Source organism: Thalassomonas actiniarum (assembly GCF_000948975.2).
GTDB classification, from domain to species: Bacteria; Pseudomonadota; Gammaproteobacteria; order Enterobacterales; family Alteromonadaceae; genus Thalassomonas; species Thalassomonas actiniarum.
Genome location: NZ_CP059735.1, coordinates 4,751,573 through 4,767,640, shown reverse-complemented (window position 1 = coordinate 4,767,640; position 16,068 = coordinate 4,751,573). Strand labels below are relative to the sequence as shown.

General features: G+C 45.7%; 17 protein-coding genes. 5 read left to right on the top strand and 12 right to left on the bottom strand.

The window, feature by feature from the left end; all coding sequences use genetic code 11:
- Positions 1 to 41: 41 nt before the first annotated feature.
- The 6 genes from SG35_RS20760 to queF form a co-directional block, all read right to left on the bottom strand.
- Positions 42 to 1,049, bottom strand: a complete 1,008-nt coding sequence (locus SG35_RS20760) for an isocitrate dehydrogenase (protein ID WP_044830962.1) — start codon at positions 1,047 to 1,049, stop codon at positions 42 to 44.
- Positions 1,050 to 1,340: 291 nt separating this feature from the next.
- The gene (locus SG35_RS20755) at positions 1,341 to 1,733 is read right to left on the bottom strand and encodes a DUF3192 domain-containing protein (protein ID WP_044830961.1); all 393 of its coding nucleotides are present in this window, start codon (positions 1,731 to 1,733) and stop codon (positions 1,341 to 1,343) included.
- A gap of 135 nt (positions 1,734 to 1,868) precedes the next feature.
- Positions 1,869 to 2,684 (bottom strand): flap endonuclease Xni, encoded by an 816-nt coding sequence (gene xni / locus SG35_RS20750; protein ID WP_044830960.1) that lies wholly within the window; start codon positions 2,682 to 2,684, stop codon positions 1,869 to 1,871.
- Positions 2,684 to 4,042 carry a nucleotide 5'-monophosphate nucleosidase PpnN gene (gene ppnN, locus SG35_RS20745; protein WP_044830959.1) on the bottom strand — a complete coding sequence of 453 codons (1,359 nt, stop codon included), beginning with the start codon at positions 4,040 to 4,042 and terminating at the stop codon, positions 2,684 to 2,686. The genes xni and ppnN overlap by 1 nt, the downstream gene beginning before the upstream one ends.
- Positions 4,043 to 4,107: 65 nt before the next feature.
- Positions 4,108 to 5,709 carry a diguanylate cyclase gene (locus tag SG35_RS20740; protein ID WP_044830958.1) on the bottom strand — a complete coding sequence of 534 codons (1,602 nt, stop codon included), beginning with the start codon at positions 5,707 to 5,709 and terminating at the stop codon, positions 4,108 to 4,110.
- A 227-nt stretch (positions 5,710 to 5,936) separates the two neighbouring features.
- Positions 5,937 to 6,791 carry an NADPH-dependent 7-cyano-7-deazaguanine reductase QueF gene (queF, locus tag SG35_RS20735; RefSeq protein ID WP_152646466.1) on the bottom strand — a complete coding sequence of 285 codons (855 nt, stop codon included), beginning with the start codon at positions 6,789 to 6,791 and terminating at the stop codon, positions 5,937 to 5,939.
- Between the two features lie 53 nt (positions 6,792 to 6,844).
- On the opposite strand from queF, the gene syd reads away from it, so the two are divergent.
- Positions 6,845 to 7,435, top strand: a complete 591-nt coding sequence (gene syd, locus SG35_RS20730) for a SecY-interacting protein (protein WP_044830956.1) — start codon at positions 6,845 to 6,847, stop codon at positions 7,433 to 7,435.
- Between the two features lie 46 nt (positions 7,436 to 7,481).
- On the opposite strand, the gene SG35_RS20725 is transcribed toward syd, so the two are convergent.
- On the bottom strand, positions 7,482 to 7,817 hold the full coding sequence (locus SG35_RS20725; RefSeq protein ID WP_044830955.1) for a hypothetical protein: 336 nt from the start codon (positions 7,815 to 7,817) through the stop codon (positions 7,482 to 7,484).
- 173 nt (positions 7,818 to 7,990) lie between these two features.
- Here SG35_RS20725 and SG35_RS20720 point away from each other — a divergent pair, with 173 nt between their 5' ends.
- The gene (locus SG35_RS20720; protein ID WP_044830954.1) at positions 7,991 to 8,377 is read left to right on the top strand and encodes a DUF3192 domain-containing protein; all 387 of its coding nucleotides are present in this window, start codon (positions 7,991 to 7,993) and stop codon (positions 8,375 to 8,377) included.
- Positions 8,378 to 8,478: 101 nt separating this feature from the next.
- Here SG35_RS20720 and SG35_RS20715 read toward each other — a convergent pair whose 3' ends face one another.
- Positions 8,479 to 8,709, bottom strand: a complete 231-nt coding sequence (locus tag SG35_RS20715) for a DUF2789 domain-containing protein (protein ID WP_274055196.1) — start codon at positions 8,707 to 8,709, stop codon at positions 8,479 to 8,481.
- A gap of 173 nt (positions 8,710 to 8,882) precedes the next feature.
- Here SG35_RS20715 and SG35_RS20710 point away from each other — a divergent pair, with 173 nt between their 5' ends.
- Positions 8,883 to 9,554 (top strand): GCN5 family acetyltransferase, encoded by a 672-nt coding sequence (locus SG35_RS20710; protein WP_044833359.1) that lies wholly within the window; start codon positions 8,883 to 8,885, stop codon positions 9,552 to 9,554.
- A gap of 883 nt (positions 9,555 to 10,437) precedes the next feature.
- Here the strand turns inward: SG35_RS20710 and SG35_RS20705 are convergent.
- From SG35_RS20705 to SG35_RS20695, 3 genes are all read right to left on the bottom strand, one after another.
- Positions 10,438 to 11,559 (bottom strand): hypothetical protein, encoded by a 1,122-nt coding sequence (locus SG35_RS20705; protein ID WP_152646648.1) that lies wholly within the window; start codon positions 11,557 to 11,559, stop codon positions 10,438 to 10,440.
- Between the two features lie 757 nt (positions 11,560 to 12,316).
- Complete coding sequence (locus SG35_RS20700) at positions 12,317 to 12,616, bottom strand: DUF3301 domain-containing protein (RefSeq protein ID WP_084692778.1); 300 nt, start codon at positions 12,614 to 12,616, stop codon at positions 12,317 to 12,319.
- Positions 12,617 to 12,656: 40 nt separating this feature from the next.
- Complete coding sequence (locus SG35_RS20695) at positions 12,657 to 13,682, bottom strand: DUF3549 family protein (RefSeq protein ID WP_044833356.1); 1,026 nt, start codon at positions 13,680 to 13,682, stop codon at positions 12,657 to 12,659.
- 268 nt (positions 13,683 to 13,950) lie between these two features.
- Between SG35_RS20695 and SG35_RS20690 the strand changes: the two genes are divergently transcribed.
- On the top strand, positions 13,951 to 14,310 hold the full coding sequence (locus SG35_RS20690) for a YqcC family protein (RefSeq protein WP_044833355.1): 360 nt from the start codon (positions 13,951 to 13,953) through the stop codon (positions 14,308 to 14,310).
- The gene (gene truC, locus SG35_RS20685; RefSeq protein ID WP_044833354.1) at positions 14,307 to 15,083 is read left to right on the top strand and encodes a tRNA pseudouridine(65) synthase TruC; all 777 of its coding nucleotides are present in this window, start codon (positions 14,307 to 14,309) and stop codon (positions 15,081 to 15,083) included. The genes SG35_RS20690 and truC overlap by 4 nt, the downstream gene beginning before the upstream one ends.
- Before the next feature lie 109 nt (positions 15,084 to 15,192).
- Here the strand turns inward: truC and dapD are convergent, their stop codons facing one another.
- A complete protein-coding gene (dapD, locus tag SG35_RS20680) occupies positions 15,193 to 16,023 on the bottom strand; it encodes a 2,3,4,5-tetrahydropyridine-2,6-dicarboxylate N-succinyltransferase (protein WP_044833353.1) in 831 nt (276 codons plus the stop codon).
- Positions 16,024 to 16,068: the final 45 nt, after the last annotated feature.

Sequence of the window (16,068 nt, the reverse complement as noted above, 5' to 3'; positions counted from 1 at the left end):
CGCCGGGCTTTTTATTATTTGATGTTTATCACGTTTATTTTTTATAAACGCTCTAATACCGCGTCGGTGAAGTCGGTAGTACCGTGACTGCCGCCTAAGTCGCCGGTAGTACGGTCGCCGCTTTCAATAACGTCTTTGATTGCTGCACGGATTTTCTCTGCCTTATCGCCCATGTCCAGGTATTCCAGCATTTGGATGGCAGCCAAGATCACTGAAGTCGGGTTTGCCAGGTTTTTACCGGCAATGTCAGGGGCCGAGCCGTGAACCGCTTCAAAGATAGCACAATCGCTGCCGATGTTTGCGCCTGGGGCCATACCTAAGCCGCCCACTAGACCGGCACATAAGTCCGACAGGATATCACCGAATAAGTTGGTGGTGACGATAACGTCAAATTGCGCCGGGTTCATGACCAGCTGCATGCAGCAGTTGTCGACGATCATTTCCGCAGATTCGATATCCGGGTAGCGCTCACCCACTTCACGGGCCACTTTCAGGAATAAACCTGAAGTTGACTTTAAGATGTTGGCTTTATGTACCGCGGTGACCTTTTTACGGCCTTCCTTGCGGGCGGTTTCGTAAGCAAAAGTCACGATTTTTTCTGCGCCTTCACGGGTGATCTGACTCATGGCTTCGGCGGTGGCACCGTCTTCGGATACCGTTTGCCCTAAACCTGAGTACATGCCCTGGGTGTTTTCGCGGATAGTGATGATATCGATATCTTCGTAACGGGCTTTAGTGCCTTTAAAAGACAATACCGGGCGGACATTGGCATAAAGCTTGAAATGCTTACGTAAGGTGACGTTAATAGAGGTAAAGCCTTCACCTACCGGGGTCGTTAACGGACCCTTTAGGGTGATTTTGTTTTTCTCGATTAATGCCAGGGTTTCTTCCGGAACCAGCTCGCCGTGTTTTTCTAACGCGGTAAGACCGGCATCTGCATACTCATAGTCAAACTCACAGCCTGCTTTATCCAGTACTTTTATGGTTGCGTCAATAATACTCGGGCCGATGCCGTCGCCGGGAATAACAGTTATGGTTTGTTTAGCCATTAAATATACCTTTTAAAATAAACTTCTTAATAATTTTTTACCTGAGAGGGTGAATATTAAACGAAATCATTAATTGACCATCTTCATTAAATCCCGGCCACTTATTTATTACGTTCGCTATAACTGATCAAACCACTTAAGTAATTGCGCAGCTTTATACCATGTCACGGGGATGTAAGCCAGCTTAAAACCTTTTATATTGACCTTAAACAATAGACAAATATCAGTATATATCGAAAGTCGGGAGAAAATGCAGATTTAGTCGTTTTTTAAGTGACTGACAGGAAAGTGTTAGTTTTTCGTGTGGTTATCTATGACCTGCCAGTTATCCGGGTAGCCGATGCCCAGGCCGCTGCCGGTTAAGATGTCGTTGACAAAAAGCAGGTAGCTGCATTCTTCCTGGGTGGTGATGCCGTCGGATTTGACATGCTGGGTGCGGTAAAAGGTGACCTGGTAGTAGTTGTTGTTTTTGCGTATCGCCTCGGTGGAATCCGGGGTACCGAGATCGGTTAAGATCTGCTCCAGGGTATGTTGTCCCGGAACAAGCTTAGCGATATATTGGCGGTTAAACTCTTCCCTGTCTTCCCAGGTCATGCTGCTGGGACTGCCTTTATAAAAATTGATGACTAAAAAGACAAACAGGCCGTACAGGGCTAAAGCAAGTAAGACATACTTTTTGTTCATTTTTTATCTAAGACCGGATTGTCTGCGAGTGATTAACAAGACATTATTCATGAATATAACCAGATTAACAGCAGAGAATTGTTTCACTTTATGTAAAGTAGCGCCATTGCCTGCCTGATATGCTCATGATGGCGCTTATTCGGACTCGCTGGCAAGGGGCAGCCTGAGATCTTTAAGGTTAAATCCCAGCGGGATATCTTGTTTCAGGGTCAGCAGTTGCCGGTACAGCTTTAGCTGGTCGACATCCTCATGTAATTTTGTCATGACACTTTGCTTTAAATCTTTGGCATTGAGCAGGGCAGCCAGGGAGTCATACTGGCTTAATAAGGCGGAGGCGGTAATTTGCCCGATACCGGCAACGCCGGGAATTTTATTGGTGCTGTCCCCGGTCAGGGTCCAGAAATCCACCAGCTGCTCGGGTTTTACTTTAAATTTTTCCCGGACATAAGTTTCATCCAGATAGCGGCGGTTAAAATAATCATAGACTTTGATATTTGGCCCCAGCAGTGACAGGAAACTTTTGTCGGTGGACACTATGGTGACATTTTGGCCGCGCAGGGCAACCTTTACCGCCAAGGTGGCGATAAGATCATCCGCTTCATCCGCTTCAGAGACCAGCGAGTCTACCGAGAAGCGCATAAACTCATCTTGGATATCAGACAGTTTGTCGGCAAGGTGCTGTGGCATTTTTTTCCGGCCTTTTTTATAATCCGGGAATAATTGATAACGCCAGCACGGGGCGATACTGTCAAAAACCGCCAGTGCGTGGCTTGGCTGGTGTTGTTCCAGCATTTTCCCCAGGGCTGACACGCAGCCCTGTTGGGTGTTGAACAATACCTGTCTTTTGGTATTTTCTGCCAGTTCATTATTTAAAAGGAAAGGGCGCTCCTGTACTGCGTATATACGCCTTATTAAGTTTAAGGCGTCTATCAGGATAAGGTGTAGCGGCATTAAGCTGTTTCCTGCGCGATTTCATAACAGGGAATATAGGCACTGCCGGGTAATTTCATTCTTTGCTGTTTAACAAAGGAGGCCAGTAAGTTATCCATCAACGCCATTATCCGGGGTTCGCCGGAAATAATAAAAGGTCCGTTTTCCCTGATTGCCTTGATGCCGGGAGATTTAACATTGCCGGCGACTATGCCGGAAAAAACCCGGCGCAGGCTGGCGGCCAGCTGGGCGGTTTCCATGTCGCTGTTGATGTTCAGCGCCGCCATATTTTCATGGGTCGGTTCAAAGGGGTGCTGAAACTGAGATTCTATTTCCAGTGACCAGTTAAAGTGGTAACTGTCGCCGGTTTGTTTTCGGTAGTCGATCACTTCACTCAGGCCCTTTTTCATTTCTTTGGCAACACTTTGGGCGTCATCGATAATGATCTGGTATAAATCCTGGGCTTTTTTGCCTAAGGTGGCACCGATAAAAGTATCGATTTCACTAAAGTAGTCGGCACTTTCTGTCGGCCCGGTAAGTATGATAGGCAGCTTTTGCGCCCGGTTTTTTTCATTGAGCATAATACCCAGGATATAAAGCAACTCTTCCGCCGTGCCCGCGCCGCCGGGGAATATGATGATGCCGTGGGACAGGCGCACAAAAGCTTCCAGGCGCTTTTCAATATCCGGCATGATCACCAGCTCATTGACAATCGGGTTGGGGGGCTCGGCGGCGATAATGCTGGGCTCGGTCAAACCGATATAACGGCCCAGGGGGTTGCGTTGTTTGGCATGGCCTATGGTGCCGCCTTTCATCGGCCCTTTCATGGCGCCGGGACCGCAGCCGGTGCAGATGTTAAAGCCGCGTAATCCCAGGTGGTAGCCGACTTCCTTGGTATATTTGTATTCGATCTGGTTGATGGAATGGCCACCCCAGCAGGTGATTAAACTGGCGTCCGTTTCCGGCAAGATGGCATGGGCATTTCTGAGGATATCAAAAACCACATGGGTGACCTGATCGGTGGTGGCATGGATATCGATATCTTTGTAACTTTTGCTGATAAACAGGATGTCGCGCATCACCGCAGACAAGTGCTCGCGGATACCGCGGATAATTTTTCCGTCGACAAAGGCATCAACCGGGGGGTTGATCAGATCAAGTTTAACGCCGCGTTCCCGTCTTAATACCTGAATGTCAAAATCCTGATATTTCTGATAGATGGCTTCGGCATCATCGGTATGGCTGCCGGCATTTAATACCGCCAGGGAACAATTGCGGTATAAGTTATATAATTCGCTGCTGGCGGATTTTTGCAGCTGGTCAACCTCTATTTGGGAAAGCAGGCTCATATTGCCTACGGGGTTGAGTTGTGTATGCATGATAGACTCCTTATGCGAACGCGGTAGACGCAGTTATGGATAAACGTACTTATAGATAAACGTAGTTAAAGGTAAACAACCTTGTTTTTTCCCTGATCTTTGGCCTGGTACAAGGCTTTGTCTGCTCGTTCAAATGCGCTGTGGATATTATCTTGTGCCTTAATATGGGTGACACCTATGGACGTGGTAATACTGACCTTATTATTTTTAAACTTAAAGGGCAACCGGGCAATGTGTTTTCTTAAGTCATTGAGATGCTGTAAAAGTTTGTCCTGGCTTACCCCGGAATAGACTAAAACGAATTCTTCTCCGCCATAACGGGCGATAAAGGCATCGGCAGATACTTTTTTCGTTAAGGTCATGGCCATGACCTGCAAGGTTTTATCCCCGGCGGTGTGGCCATAGGTATCATTGATGCGTTTAAAGTCATCAAGATCTAGTATTACCAATGCTAGTTCATAACTTTGCTGTTTAAAATCAATTAGTTGCTTGGAAAAATAATCGTCAAAAGCGGCGCGGTTATTCAGCTTGGTTAAGGCATCCTGCATGCTTTTTATTTTTTGCTGTTTTAACTGCTCTTCAAAATACTGGCTTTGTTTTTCCAGTTCTTTGACCCGGGCGGTCATGTCATTGAGCTGGCTTTCTATTTGCTGGTTATGTTTATTTTCGCTGCTGGATTTATTTTCGAGGGTTTTGACGATATTTTGTAAGTTTTTATTAATTTTTTGTTTCAGATCGCTAACCGACTTGGCACTGTCTACTACGGTAGACATTTCATCGACCTGCTTATGCAGCTGTGCGTTAAGTTCATTACTGGCACTTTGGGATGCTTTGTTGCAAAACAGGGTGTTGTTAATGGCATTTTGCACATCAGACAAGGTATCGCTTAAACCGGAGAGAAAACTTTCTGCCGTGGCTCTTTCCTGCTGTAGATCTGAGATAATAACGTCAAACAGGTCCAGCAGGCTCACCATTAGCTTGTCGTTGGAGATATTATGGGTGAGTTGTTCTTTTATTTTTAATAATTCACTGGTGTGCTTCTCCGGCAGCACCAGGTGATCAATAACATAACTTAATTTGGCTAAGACGACCTGGTTAACCTCTTTACTGTCACCGGCTTTGCTCTCACTTGCTGCGCCGCTGTTTAATGCGTCCAGCAGGCCTTTTTTCGGCAGGGCCGGGGAGAGTTTTAGTGCGGTATCGTAGGCATTCATCAATTGGCTTACTAAAGGAATATATTGCACCAGGGCTTCTTTGTTTTGCTCACATTCCTTTAAGACATTACGCAGCTCGCGTTTTTCTGCGCCGGGTAAAGTATTTATTTTCAGCAGGGTTTTGGCGGTATCGTTACATTGCTTATTTAACTGGCTGATTTCTTTTTCTGTTTTCAGCTCATAGTTTTGGATGAGTTTAGCAATGAAGGCGATTTGCTGTTCTAAATCCGCTATCGGCGCCCCTTTGGCCAGCAGCTTTTTCAGCTTGCCCAGCCGGGTATCCAACTCTTTATCTATGCCTTTGCAAAGTTTAGTTAATCGGGTGATAAACTGAACCAGGAGAGATGATTGGGCTTTTAAATCTGAGTCTACGGCTGCCCGGGATTTAATTGCTGCGTCGAGTTTTTTTTTCAGCACGTTGATTTGTTCAACAGCAACAGACTTCTCATTCATAGAATATTCTTATTTCGGATAATTAGAAAATTTACAGGCTGAATTTCTGGCTATTTTTTACGGCATAAATAGCGGGCAGCCTTTACAGAAATTAATACGCTTATTATAAGTTAATTTACAACAGAAGCTATGCCCTTGTCAGCTAGCATTGCCTTTATTCTTACCTTTTTAGGTGCTTATTGAGTAAAAACAATGCCGGCTTAGATTTTCAGCTTTTGTTAACTGAATTACTGACGTAATGTTCTGATTTTTGGCGCGCTTTTCTCGCTTGTGCTGCGGTATGGGTTAATGTCCAGTCCGCCGCGGCGGGTATAGCGGGCATAAACGGTCAGGGACTCAAGCTGGCAATATTGCTTGAGATCGCAAAAGATGCGTTCAACGCATTGCTCGTGAAACTCATTATGCTGCCTGAAAGAGATCAGGTAACGCAGTAAAGCGGCATGGCAGATTTCCCGTCCCCGATATTCAATAAAAATACTGGCCCAGTCCGGCTGGTTGGTGATCAGGCAGTTGGACTTTAACAAGTGACTGACTAAAGCCTGCTGTTTGATTTCATCGCTGCCGTGCTGCTGGGCCCGTTGGAGTAATTTGGGGTCAAAATCATAATGATCTACGGTAATATCTTCATCGTCGATACAAACTGCGTCTATCGGGGCTATGGCCAGTGGCGGGCAGTCATCGACGTTAAAAAGTGCAACCTCAACATCGGCCTTAGCGACCCGGGACAGATCCTCGATTAAGGCTAGTTGTACGTTTTCGCGGCTATCAAACCGGGTTTGGTTAAAACTGTTCAGGTATAACTTGAACGATTTTGACTCTATGATATTTTCGCTGCTACAGGGGAAGCGAAATTCGGCTACGGCAACGACAGGTTTGCCTTTGCTGTTTAACCAGGATAATTCGTAGCCGTACCAAAGATCTTCCCCTTGAAAAGGTAAGTTATTTTGATCCAGTGCCAGATCATTGCGGTTAAGACTTCTTGGTACCCCTTGTAATAAATCTGGGGTATATTGAGCGACATAAGCGGTGGTTTTACCCAGGGTTAAATTGTTCAGGGCGTCGCTGTTTTGGTAATTCGCCATAAAATAACTCATCTCTTGAAAACTACATTTATTTTAAAGGATCTTTACCTTTGATGAAATCAACAAATAACGACTTGACCGACAAACTTTGGCATTTTGCCAAGTGTTATATTGAAAGCTACCAGCATGACCATGGGCATTTGCCTGTGGCTGAACTGGATGAAGACTGGCCATCGCCGTGCCAGCAGGGGCTGTTTACTGCGCAAGAGAGTGCCGGGCAAGAGCCGGCACAGCAAATTCTCTGGCAACCGGTGCCGGCGGACGGGAATTTATGTTTTAACAATATCGAATCCGCACTCGAACTCGAGCTGCACCCGGATATCAAAAGCTATTTTACCGCATTTCATTCAGACCCCCTTGATGCCGTGTGCTCAGAAGGGCAGCTGTCATTGTTATTTTCCTGGAATGAAGATGACTTTGAGCGCCTGCAGGAAAATATCATAGGTCATGTTTTGATGAAGCAAAGGTTAAAACAGCGCATCAGTATCTTCTTTGCCGTCACGGATGAAGAAGATCTTATCCTGTCATTGGATAATGAAACCGGCGCTATCTGGGTGGAACATGTTGGCCGTGAACCCCATAAAAAACTGGCGGATTCGATGGCGGAATTTGTCGCCGGTTTAACCCCGCATACCCAGGCATAAGCTGGCATCTTATACTTTGTGGGGCGGAGTTGTTCGTTCCTGTGCCTTATTGTTTGTTTTCGCCGGTTAAGCTGAGCAACAAGGCTTTCATTTCTGCAAGTTCCCGGCGAAGCGGTGCTATTTCCTGTTGCACCGCTTGCTCTACCGCCTGGTAAACTTCCCTGTCCAGCGGGGTTTTTTCCTGCCGCTTCTTTGCCGCTTTTTCATCTGGCTTTTTCACTGTGATATAGGTGGGATCATGTTGCCAGCTTTTCAGGGTGGAGATGATCACAGGTAAAGGGGCAGGGGATGAAAGTTTTGTTTTAATTAAGGCGACGCTCGGGCTTTTGCCCTGGTTGGCGAGTTGGTTTGCTATGGTTAATATTTCTTCACGAATAGTCATTTTGTTATTCAGGCAGTGATATTTACTATATTTTAGCGAATATCACCAAACATGTCTTCGTTTAAATAATTGTGAAAAATTAAGTTGTTAAAAATCATGTGGTTATATTTTTGGTTTGGATTTTGCTGTTAGTTAGCTCACTTACGCTAATTGTTAACTATGAGTATTAAAATATGAAAAAAACAAGTCTCTCTCTATTATTCGCTGCGCCTTTATTACTGGGTTTATCCGGCTGTGTTGTTTCCGTTGGCGGGGACAGGGATGAAGGGTATCGTATCAGCAGTGATTATGAAGATCGTGAATATGACAACCGTCAGGCTATTGCCGGCTTGGCTTTAGGGTCAAGTTTTACCCATAGCCTTAATACGCTCGGGGTTGCTGATTTTACCGAGACCTTTATGGATAACGAACAAAAAGTCCAGGTGCTTTACTACCGCACCCACCGCACCAAAGAAGACGGCATGACCACAAAAGACGAGTGCACTTATTTGTATTTTGTTGATGGTTTGCTTAAAGAAACGGGTAATGGCGGCGAGTTTTCCCGTAACCTGGGACATTAACTGCGCCGCCCCCTTATTTTATGGTTTATTGTTTGATGAAATAAAAGGTGAAAAGGATTTTGCCTGAATTCTCAGCTGCTTTGCTTCGGGCAACCTTGCTTTTAACGCAATAAGTTATCCAGACTGTCAACAATTTCTGCCCAGTCTGAGTCTTCTACTATCGCCTGGGTTAAAAAGTCGGCTTGCGCCGGATTCCAGAACCCGGCATTGGCTAAATGTACATCGGCGGGTATCCCCTTATTTTTATTTATAAAGTCATTGATACATGTATCTTTGTTATCTAATCCCAGCTGAGCAAACAGACAAGCCAGGGTATGGTTAGAACGATCCATTAATTTTTCCCCTTCAAGTTTAACTTTTTTAATTATAGTTGTTTAATTTATGCTCATGTGAATACTATTTGACCTAATTTAAAAAACCCTGTTATGGTAAGTTGGAGTTGTTAAAGAAGTAAAATAAAAATAAATCAGCATTTAATCAAAGCAAAGTGTGATGGGGGAGTTAGATGACAAATGTGGCAACTGCGCCGACCAAGGCAAAAGTAAGAGCAACTTATCTTGCTGCTGAAGACCTTAAATTGGCGGCATCTTTATTATACCAGGCATATCATGATGATCCGGTATTCTTAGAGATCTTCAATGGTGAAAAGGAAGACTATGAACAAAGGTTGCGTGCTTCAATCCGGGAAGAGCTGGGGGCCTTTTGGCATGCAAGGCAGCCTATGGTTGGCTTGTACCTTGGTGAGGCCATGGTGGGGGTTGCCTGTTTAAACGGTCCGGACGACGGTTTTGGCTCCGAGCGCTTCTGGCATTGGCGCTTGAAAATGTTATTAAGCGCCGGTTATTTCAGCACCAAACAAATGATCGAAAAGGAAGAGATCATTTTATCAGCGGTGCCGTTGGAAAAATTCCATATGTTATCTTTTATTGCCATTCATCCTTTGCACCAGCATTATGGCTTTGGCCATTATCTTATGGCGGCGGTGTCGACTGTACTGGAAGAACATCCGGACAGTGAAGGGGTTGCTGTGTATGCGACATCGGAAAAATACCGGGAGTTTTTTAAAGATGTCGATTATCAGTTTATTCGTGAAATCAATGTTGGTAATGTCAGTGGCGCCCTGATGGTACATTACCGTGAACAGAAAAATCGTGAACAGACAAAAAGTCAGGGCTAAACTTTCTCCTTTCATAGCAAACTACTACTAAAGTTCACTTGTCTAAAGCAGGTTCCCGGGACTTGCTTTTTTTGTCTATTTTTTCTCAGCATTTCCCCTGATACAGGTTTCAACACTGCGCCGGTTGCCTTTTTTAAGGCTGATTATTTGCTTTGTTTTTAATTTTTTTTCGCTTAATGGGTTAAGTGCAAACGCTTACCCGCTTTGGCCTGTGAACAGCTTTACTTTAATTTTACCTCTTGCTGTGCGACATCTCCTACATCGGCGTAAGATATCTTGGTTGATGATGTCACATTTTTCTCTGTATTGTTTTGTAACATGTTGAAAGAACTTGAATAAATTTTCATTAAGCTTTGTTGCAATTAAGTTGCAGAATATTATATTTTTTGCCTTACTAAGTTAATTCTGAAAATCGCGTATTATTAACCATGTCAGGACGACACAGAGAAGGATACTCTGTAAAGGGAGGCATTAAGGATGATGTCTTGTGGATCGGATATCCGCAAAAGGAAGATATAACAGGGAAGTGAGTTGATCAAGGACGGTTAACTTAAGGATGATGCAAATGGATAGCACAGGGAACACACAGTAATGTGAATATATCAGGACGATATATTGCCCGGGACGGCTTAAGGAGGATGAAGGGATTCATCAAAATATACTAGGGATAGATATTTTAGGGATATAAAGTGTGGGAACACTAAATATGTGCAGGAAGCACTAAGCTAGTTAAATAAATGCGGCTCATAGAGCCGCATTTTTTTATGCCTGGTCGTTTTTCAGTTTGGGCTACCGGCAGGGCTTCCGGCATAAGCTCAGTGCTTGCTTTTAGCATCCCGGAAAACTTTAGTTCCTGCCGCCACCAGGATATAAGCCAGATAGCTTAATAGTCAATAAACTGGGCGTAATGATTGTTTTTCCCCAATACCGCCTGGCTGCCCTTCAATGAAAACTTATAGCCGCATAAACGGAAGTGACCGCGAAAAGCTATTGCCTGTAACAGGGCTTTTGTGTCCAGGGGAGAGAAACTGGCGAAATAGTTATCTCCCATTTCTGTAGTAACACCATATGTGCGGTATGACTCACCGTTATTGAAGGTAATGCTCTCACAGCTGCTGTCACCTTGAGCGGTTTTTACAGACCATATTTGCGTTTGTTCGGTTTTATCCGATTGCCAGTTGATGATCACCCCCTGGTATTGGTTGAGCAGTAACGAGAAGTTATCGGGTAGATCAATCTGGTGTAATTTCTCATCCTGTTGTGCCTGCGTCCGCACAGCTGCGGCGTCACTTGAGACTTCTGCCTGGCTATCGCCGCCAGAAAAGAACAGAGACATCACGATACCTGTGATGATAAAAGTGAGTATTACGCCTCCGGCATAGAGGGCATTTTTTTTATTAAGCAGCAACAGGCGGATTTGTTCGCCGGGATCTGCTTGCGTTGAAGCTGTGCTAAAACTTTCTCCTGATGCCGTAGCTGCTTCTTCTGAGGGGGGAAATACCTGTTCACTGCTGTCAATGGCTATTGTCTGCTCAGCATCCGTTGAACCGGTCAATGTCGGCTCTATCCGGCTATTGCCCTGGCTGCTGCGGCTATGGGGCCGGCTAAAGCCATGTAAATCAACGGGGCCGTTATAACCTAGTTGATAGCTTTTTTCGGGTTTACCGGGGTAGGTTAATAACAGGGCCGAGAGCGCCATAGGAATAAGCAGCAGCCAATAGGCACCGGCGTGATTGACGGTAATAATCACTAAACCTGTCAGGGCAAAAATAACGCCGGGGGCGGCGCTCCAGTTTTTATTGAGCCGGGCATCTTGTAAACGGCGCTTGGTGGAGAATACGCAAACCATAACAGCAATAAATAAAACGATGGCTGAACTGATCATATAACCGGTGAGTATCGCGCTCATCAGGATAAAACTCAGATAACTGATGCCGCAGATAGCGCCATAACGCTGACGATTATCAAATCCGGATAAACAAAAAATCGACTTTAATAGCTGCACAAGACCTCCAAAATAAATTAACGCAAGATTAACTAATTTTTGCACCTGTGTCTGCGTGAATCTGGCAAAAATCAGGGGAGAATCAAAAGAAAAATCATTTTATCGCTGACTTGGTTAAACAATAAACAACACAGATGCGGGCCTGGGGGAGAAGCAGAAGCTTTTTGTAAGAAATTTCTTACAATGGTGTAGGCATAGTGAAATGCTTTTTAGGTGCAAAAGCAAATGCCTGTTCTAGTGTTTTGTTTTTATCGGTTTTTTCCTTTTGGGTTTTTATCTGGGCTGTAAGCGCCAATATTTATTTTTCTTCTGGCGCTGGTTGCGGATAATCCAGCTGGTAATATTAAGTTTGTCAGGACGACACGAGTGAAGGAAAACTTAAGCAGTATTCAGTGATGAATCACTCAACTGGATGGTTGAGCCAGACAGGAAATCAGCATAGGACGGCTAGGGTTATTAATAAGGAATAAGGAAATTTACTTTTAGTTTAAAGTTGGCCAGGGAGGTACGTACCGGGAGTTAACAGGGAAGTTAATGTTTCAGGGAAGAGGTCATCAGGATGGCGACCACCACCAGCTACAGGATGTTGGCTAAAAAACAAAAGCGGCATATCGGCCGCTTTTGTTTTATGTTCAGCCATGGTCACATGGACGTGAAAAAGTGGCCATGTTCAGGATGAAGGGCTATTTTTCTGCCTGGTGAGAGAGCCTCGGAGAATTTTCGCTAAGTGCTTCTGTCTGCACTATCTCTTCTCGGATTAAATTCTGTAGGCGGGTAAATCTACCTGGTTTAACTTTAAGCCCCTTAAGCTTAACTCTCCGCTATTGCTCGATTCGCCGTCACCGCTAAACTCAAATTCAAAGACACTGGAGAAATATAACCCGTGTTGTTTATCAAATTTTGGTCTGCTGAATTTTCGGGCGATAGCGATAAATTGCAAACCGCTTTGCTCGCAATATCTGGCGGCGTGTTTTCTGGCGGACTCAGATACTTTTCTCAGGTAGATAAAATACCAGCACACCATAAACGCCAATAATAAGTAGTAAATATTTTCCATGATTAACACATCACCCTTAAATTTCGCGGTTAAAACCAGGTCAGTTAAATAATTGCCCTATGGCTTTTGCCAGGGCGGGGCTGCGATCCGGAGCCCGCATACATTGAAATAATATTGGGCGTATTAGCGGGATTGCAACCAGATCTTTAAAAATAGCGGTAAACAGCTCGTTATCCTGTTTGGCAATTAACAATTCGAGGTAATGGCTCATACGTGCGGGTGTTTGCAGCAACGTCCAGCACCGCCCGGAAAGGGTGATCAGCTGTTCGCTGCTGATTTGTGGGGTCAGCAAATACTCGTCGGCAAAGGTGGCGACATCAATATGCTCACAGTTCGTTGCCAGTGCCCTTAATAATGCCTGTTCAAGTTCACTTTCGCCGCTACCAATGGCTGACTTCAAACGCTCTAGCAGGCTGCGGATGACATCAACCGGGTATTTTTTATTTTCCAGGGCCGAGCACAAAGGAGCCAGTACCTGGGGGGGCAGCTGGGGCAGGGCCTTGATTAATACCTGCTGGAGTGCCTTATCGTCGATACGGGCAACAAAATCACTGATCCCCTGCACGCCGAGGTTTTGCCACTGATCCCAGCCTTGCTCCCCACTTAAGTAAGACAAGCAGTTCTGGTAATAACCGCTGGCGGGCTGTTTTAATTCCATCCCGATAATGCTGTTTAAGGCGGCCAGCTTATATTGTGCCGGGGTAAAATGATAAGGGTTATTTTTCAGCAAGGCTTCTTGCTGCTGGGTCGGATCAGCGGAAAGATCTGAGCCTAATGCTTCGATAATAATGGCAATAAAGTGATTGCGTGCCCCCTGGTTCAGCAGCCCTCTTTCATCCAGGGGGATTTTAATAAACCACAGGTAGGGGGCCGTTGAGCCTTTTTGCCAGAAAGCGGCGGCAATAAAAGCATGTCCCTGACTAGGGAAAGGGTAGGGCTGTTGGTTTAATTCTATTTTTTTAAATTGCTCTTTAGAGATTTTATCAATTTTACGGCCGATATCATAAATACGGTATTGGCTGTCGGATAAGGTTAAGAGTTCTGAAATGGTCGAAATAGCGGACATAATGAAACTGGCTGAATAATGTTGGCGCTATTATAGCGGGGCTTATTGGAGATTAAAACTCATGCCATATCCATAAATGGGCAATATTAAGCAAAGCCGGTTAACAAAATCGCTATTGCCGGCTCAGGGGAGGGCTAAGTTACCCCTTGCCGTTAAATAAGCTGATTTAATAGCGCCAGGGAGATAAGTGATTGCCATACCCCCATCGGGCAAAGGTATAATGGCGCTTTATTGCCTGGCAGTTTCCTAAAACGGTGATTTCCCTGATATGAATACAAGATTACACCAAAAGACTTCAACCTTGTTGTCCCGGTTAACAACCGAGTTAAAACATCAACAACTCTGGCAGCTCAGCGCGGTACCGGCAAAGGCACTGCAAAGCAGTCAGCCTTTTTGCTGTGATACCTTAACCTTTGAGCAATGGCTGCAATTTGTCTTTATTCCCAAGCTTGGTCAAATGGCGGAGCAGAAGCTGCCTTTACCGACGAATATGGCGCTGTGTCCGATGGCGGAAGAGGCTTTTAAACATCGGGGGCAGGCAGTGGCAGAGCTGGTTGATATTATCGGCGATCTGGATGAGTTACTTAGCGGCAAGCGGGCACAAACCCTGTTTGTGAAATCATCATGAGTGAACAGCATGAGCCTGCAGGCGAGGAAGCTATGCAAAAGCCGGTACTGAAGATTTTATATCAGGACGAATACCTGGTGGCGGTGGATAAACCCCCGGGGTTGTTTGTGCACCGCAGCTTTATGGATAAAGATGAGCAGTTTTTTGCCCTGCAGCTGGTGCGGGATCAAATCGGCCGTTATGTTTACCCGCTGCACCGCCTGGACCGGCCAACTTCGGGGGTTTTGCTTTTTGCCTTAACCCGGGACGTTGCCCGGCAAATGGGGGAGGCCTTTACCGATAAAAGCATACAGAAAACCTATTATGCCCTGACCCGGGGGCACCTGCTGGGGGAAGCGCTGATAGATTATCCGCTAAAGGAGAAACTGGATAAAATCGGCGATAAATTTTCCCGCACGGATAAACCTGAGCAGGAGGCACAAACCTATTATCAAACGCTCGATACCGCCTCTTTGCCCGTGCCGTTAGGTAAATATGACAGCGTGCGTTACTCCCTGGTGAAACTGTTGCCGGCAACCGGCAGGCGCCACCAGATCCGCCGCCACCTGGCGCACCTGCGCCACCCCATTATCGGCGATATCAATTACGGCGATAATAAGCAAAACCCGTTTTTTATCCAGCACTTTGGCTTTAAACGGCTGATGTTAATGGCAAAAAAACTCGAATTTAGCCACCCGGTGACCGGTGAGGCGATAGTTATTGAAGCGAATTTTGACGCACAGTGGTTATCGGTGTTTGACCGCCTTGGCTGGCAAGCGAATGTATTTGGTTAATTGCTTTGATGTAAAACCAACAAAGGGCCAAATGGCCCTTTGTTTTATAGAGTGTTTTATAGAGTGTTTTATAGAGTGCTTTATAGAGTGTTTTTAGGCTCAGGTTTTCTTAGTCTTCGCTGATGGAGCGTAGCAGGGCGTTAACGCCGATTTTCGCCCGGGTTTTCGCATCGACTTTTTTTACGATAATGGCGGCATATAAGCTGTAGCTGCCGCATGTTGACGGCAAGTTGCCCGGTACGACCACAGAGCCGGCCGGTACCCGGCCGTAATGGGTTTCGCCGGTTTCACGGTCGTAAATGCGTGTGCTTTGCCCGATATAGACCCCCATAGAGATCACTGCGCCTTCTTCAACCACCACGCCTTCAACGATTTCAGAGCGGGCGCCGATAAAACAGTTATCTTCGATAATGGTCGGACCCGCCTGCAGCGGCTCTAATACGCCGCCGATGCCGACACCGCCGGACAAATGAACATTTTTCCCTATCTGGGCGCAGGAGCCTACGGTAGCCCAGGTATCGACCATAGTGCCTTCATCGACATAAGCGCCGATATTGACATAGCTGGGCATGACCACAACATCTTTGCCGACATAGCTGCCGGTACGTACCGTGGCGGGGGGCACTATGCGCACGCCGTCGGCTTCAAAGTCGTTTTGCTGGTAATTTTCGTATTTCAGCGGCACCTTATCAAAATATTTGCTTTCAGCGCCGTCAATCACCTGGTTATCCCAGATGCGAAAAGACAGTAAAACTGCCTTTTTCAGCCACTGGTGCACCACCCATTCGCCGGCGATTTTTTCGGCAACACGGGCCTGGCCGGTATTAAGCAGTGCCAGGGTGTCAAGCACCGCTTGTTTAACATCGTCGCTGACGGTTTTCGGGGTGATATTGGCCCGGTTTTCAAAGGCCTGTTCGATAATCTCTTGTGTGGCGTTCATGTGTTTTTCCTATGTAAAATTCTCATTCTTGTTCTGTTCATCAAA

What these genes read in the sequence shown, in the direction of transcription:
- SG35_RS20760 (WP_044830962.1), bottom strand. Translation starts at nt 1,049, where the DNA reads ATGGCTAAACAAACCATAACTGTTATTCCCGGCGACGGCATCGGCCCG.
- SG35_RS20755 (WP_044830961.1), bottom strand. Translation starts at nt 1,733, where the DNA reads ATGAACAAAAAGTATGTCTTACTTGCTTTAGCCCTGTACGGCCTGTTT.
- xni (WP_044830960.1), bottom strand. Translation starts at nt 2,684, where the DNA reads ATGCCGCTACACCTTATCCTGATAGACGCCTTAAACTTAATAAGGCGT.
- ppnN (WP_044830959.1), bottom strand. Translation starts at nt 4,042, where the DNA reads ATGCATACACAACTCAACCCCGTAGGCAATATGAGCCTGCTTTCCCAA.
- SG35_RS20740 (WP_044830958.1), bottom strand. Translation starts at nt 5,709, where the DNA reads ATGAATGAGAAGTCTGTTGCTGTTGAACAAATCAACGTGCTGAAAAAA.
- queF (WP_152646466.1), bottom strand. Translation starts at nt 6,791, where the DNA reads ATGGCGAATTACCAAAACAGCGACGCCCTGAACAATTTAACCCTGGGT.
- syd (WP_044830956.1), top strand. Translation starts at nt 6,845, where the DNA reads ATGAAATCAACAAATAACGACTTGACCGACAAACTTTGGCATTTTGCC.
- SG35_RS20725 (WP_044830955.1), bottom strand. Translation starts at nt 7,817, where the DNA reads ATGACTATTCGTGAAGAAATATTAACCATAGCAAACCAACTCGCCAAC.
- SG35_RS20720 (WP_044830954.1), top strand. Translation starts at nt 7,991, where the DNA reads ATGAAAAAAACAAGTCTCTCTCTATTATTCGCTGCGCCTTTATTACTG.
- SG35_RS20715 (WP_274055196.1), bottom strand. Translation starts at nt 8,709, where the DNA reads ATGGATCGTTCTAACCATACCCTGGCTTGTCTGTTTGCTCAGCTGGGA.
- SG35_RS20710 (WP_044833359.1), top strand. Translation starts at nt 8,883, where the DNA reads ATGACAAATGTGGCAACTGCGCCGACCAAGGCAAAAGTAAGAGCAACT.
- SG35_RS20700 (WP_084692778.1), bottom strand. Translation starts at nt 12,616, where the DNA reads ATGGAAAATATTTACTACTTATTATTGGCGTTTATGGTGTGCTGGTAT.
- SG35_RS20695 (WP_044833356.1), bottom strand. Translation starts at nt 13,682, where the DNA reads ATGTCCGCTATTTCGACCATTTCAGAACTCTTAACCTTATCCGACAGC.
- SG35_RS20690 (WP_044833355.1), top strand. Translation starts at nt 13,951, where the DNA reads ATGAATACAAGATTACACCAAAAGACTTCAACCTTGTTGTCCCGGTTA.
- truC (WP_044833354.1), top strand. Translation starts at nt 14,307, where the DNA reads ATGAGTGAACAGCATGAGCCTGCAGGCGAGGAAGCTATGCAAAAGCCG.
- dapD (WP_044833353.1), bottom strand. Translation starts at nt 16,023, where the DNA reads ATGAACGCCACACAAGAGATTATCGAACAGGCCTTTGAAAACCGGGCC.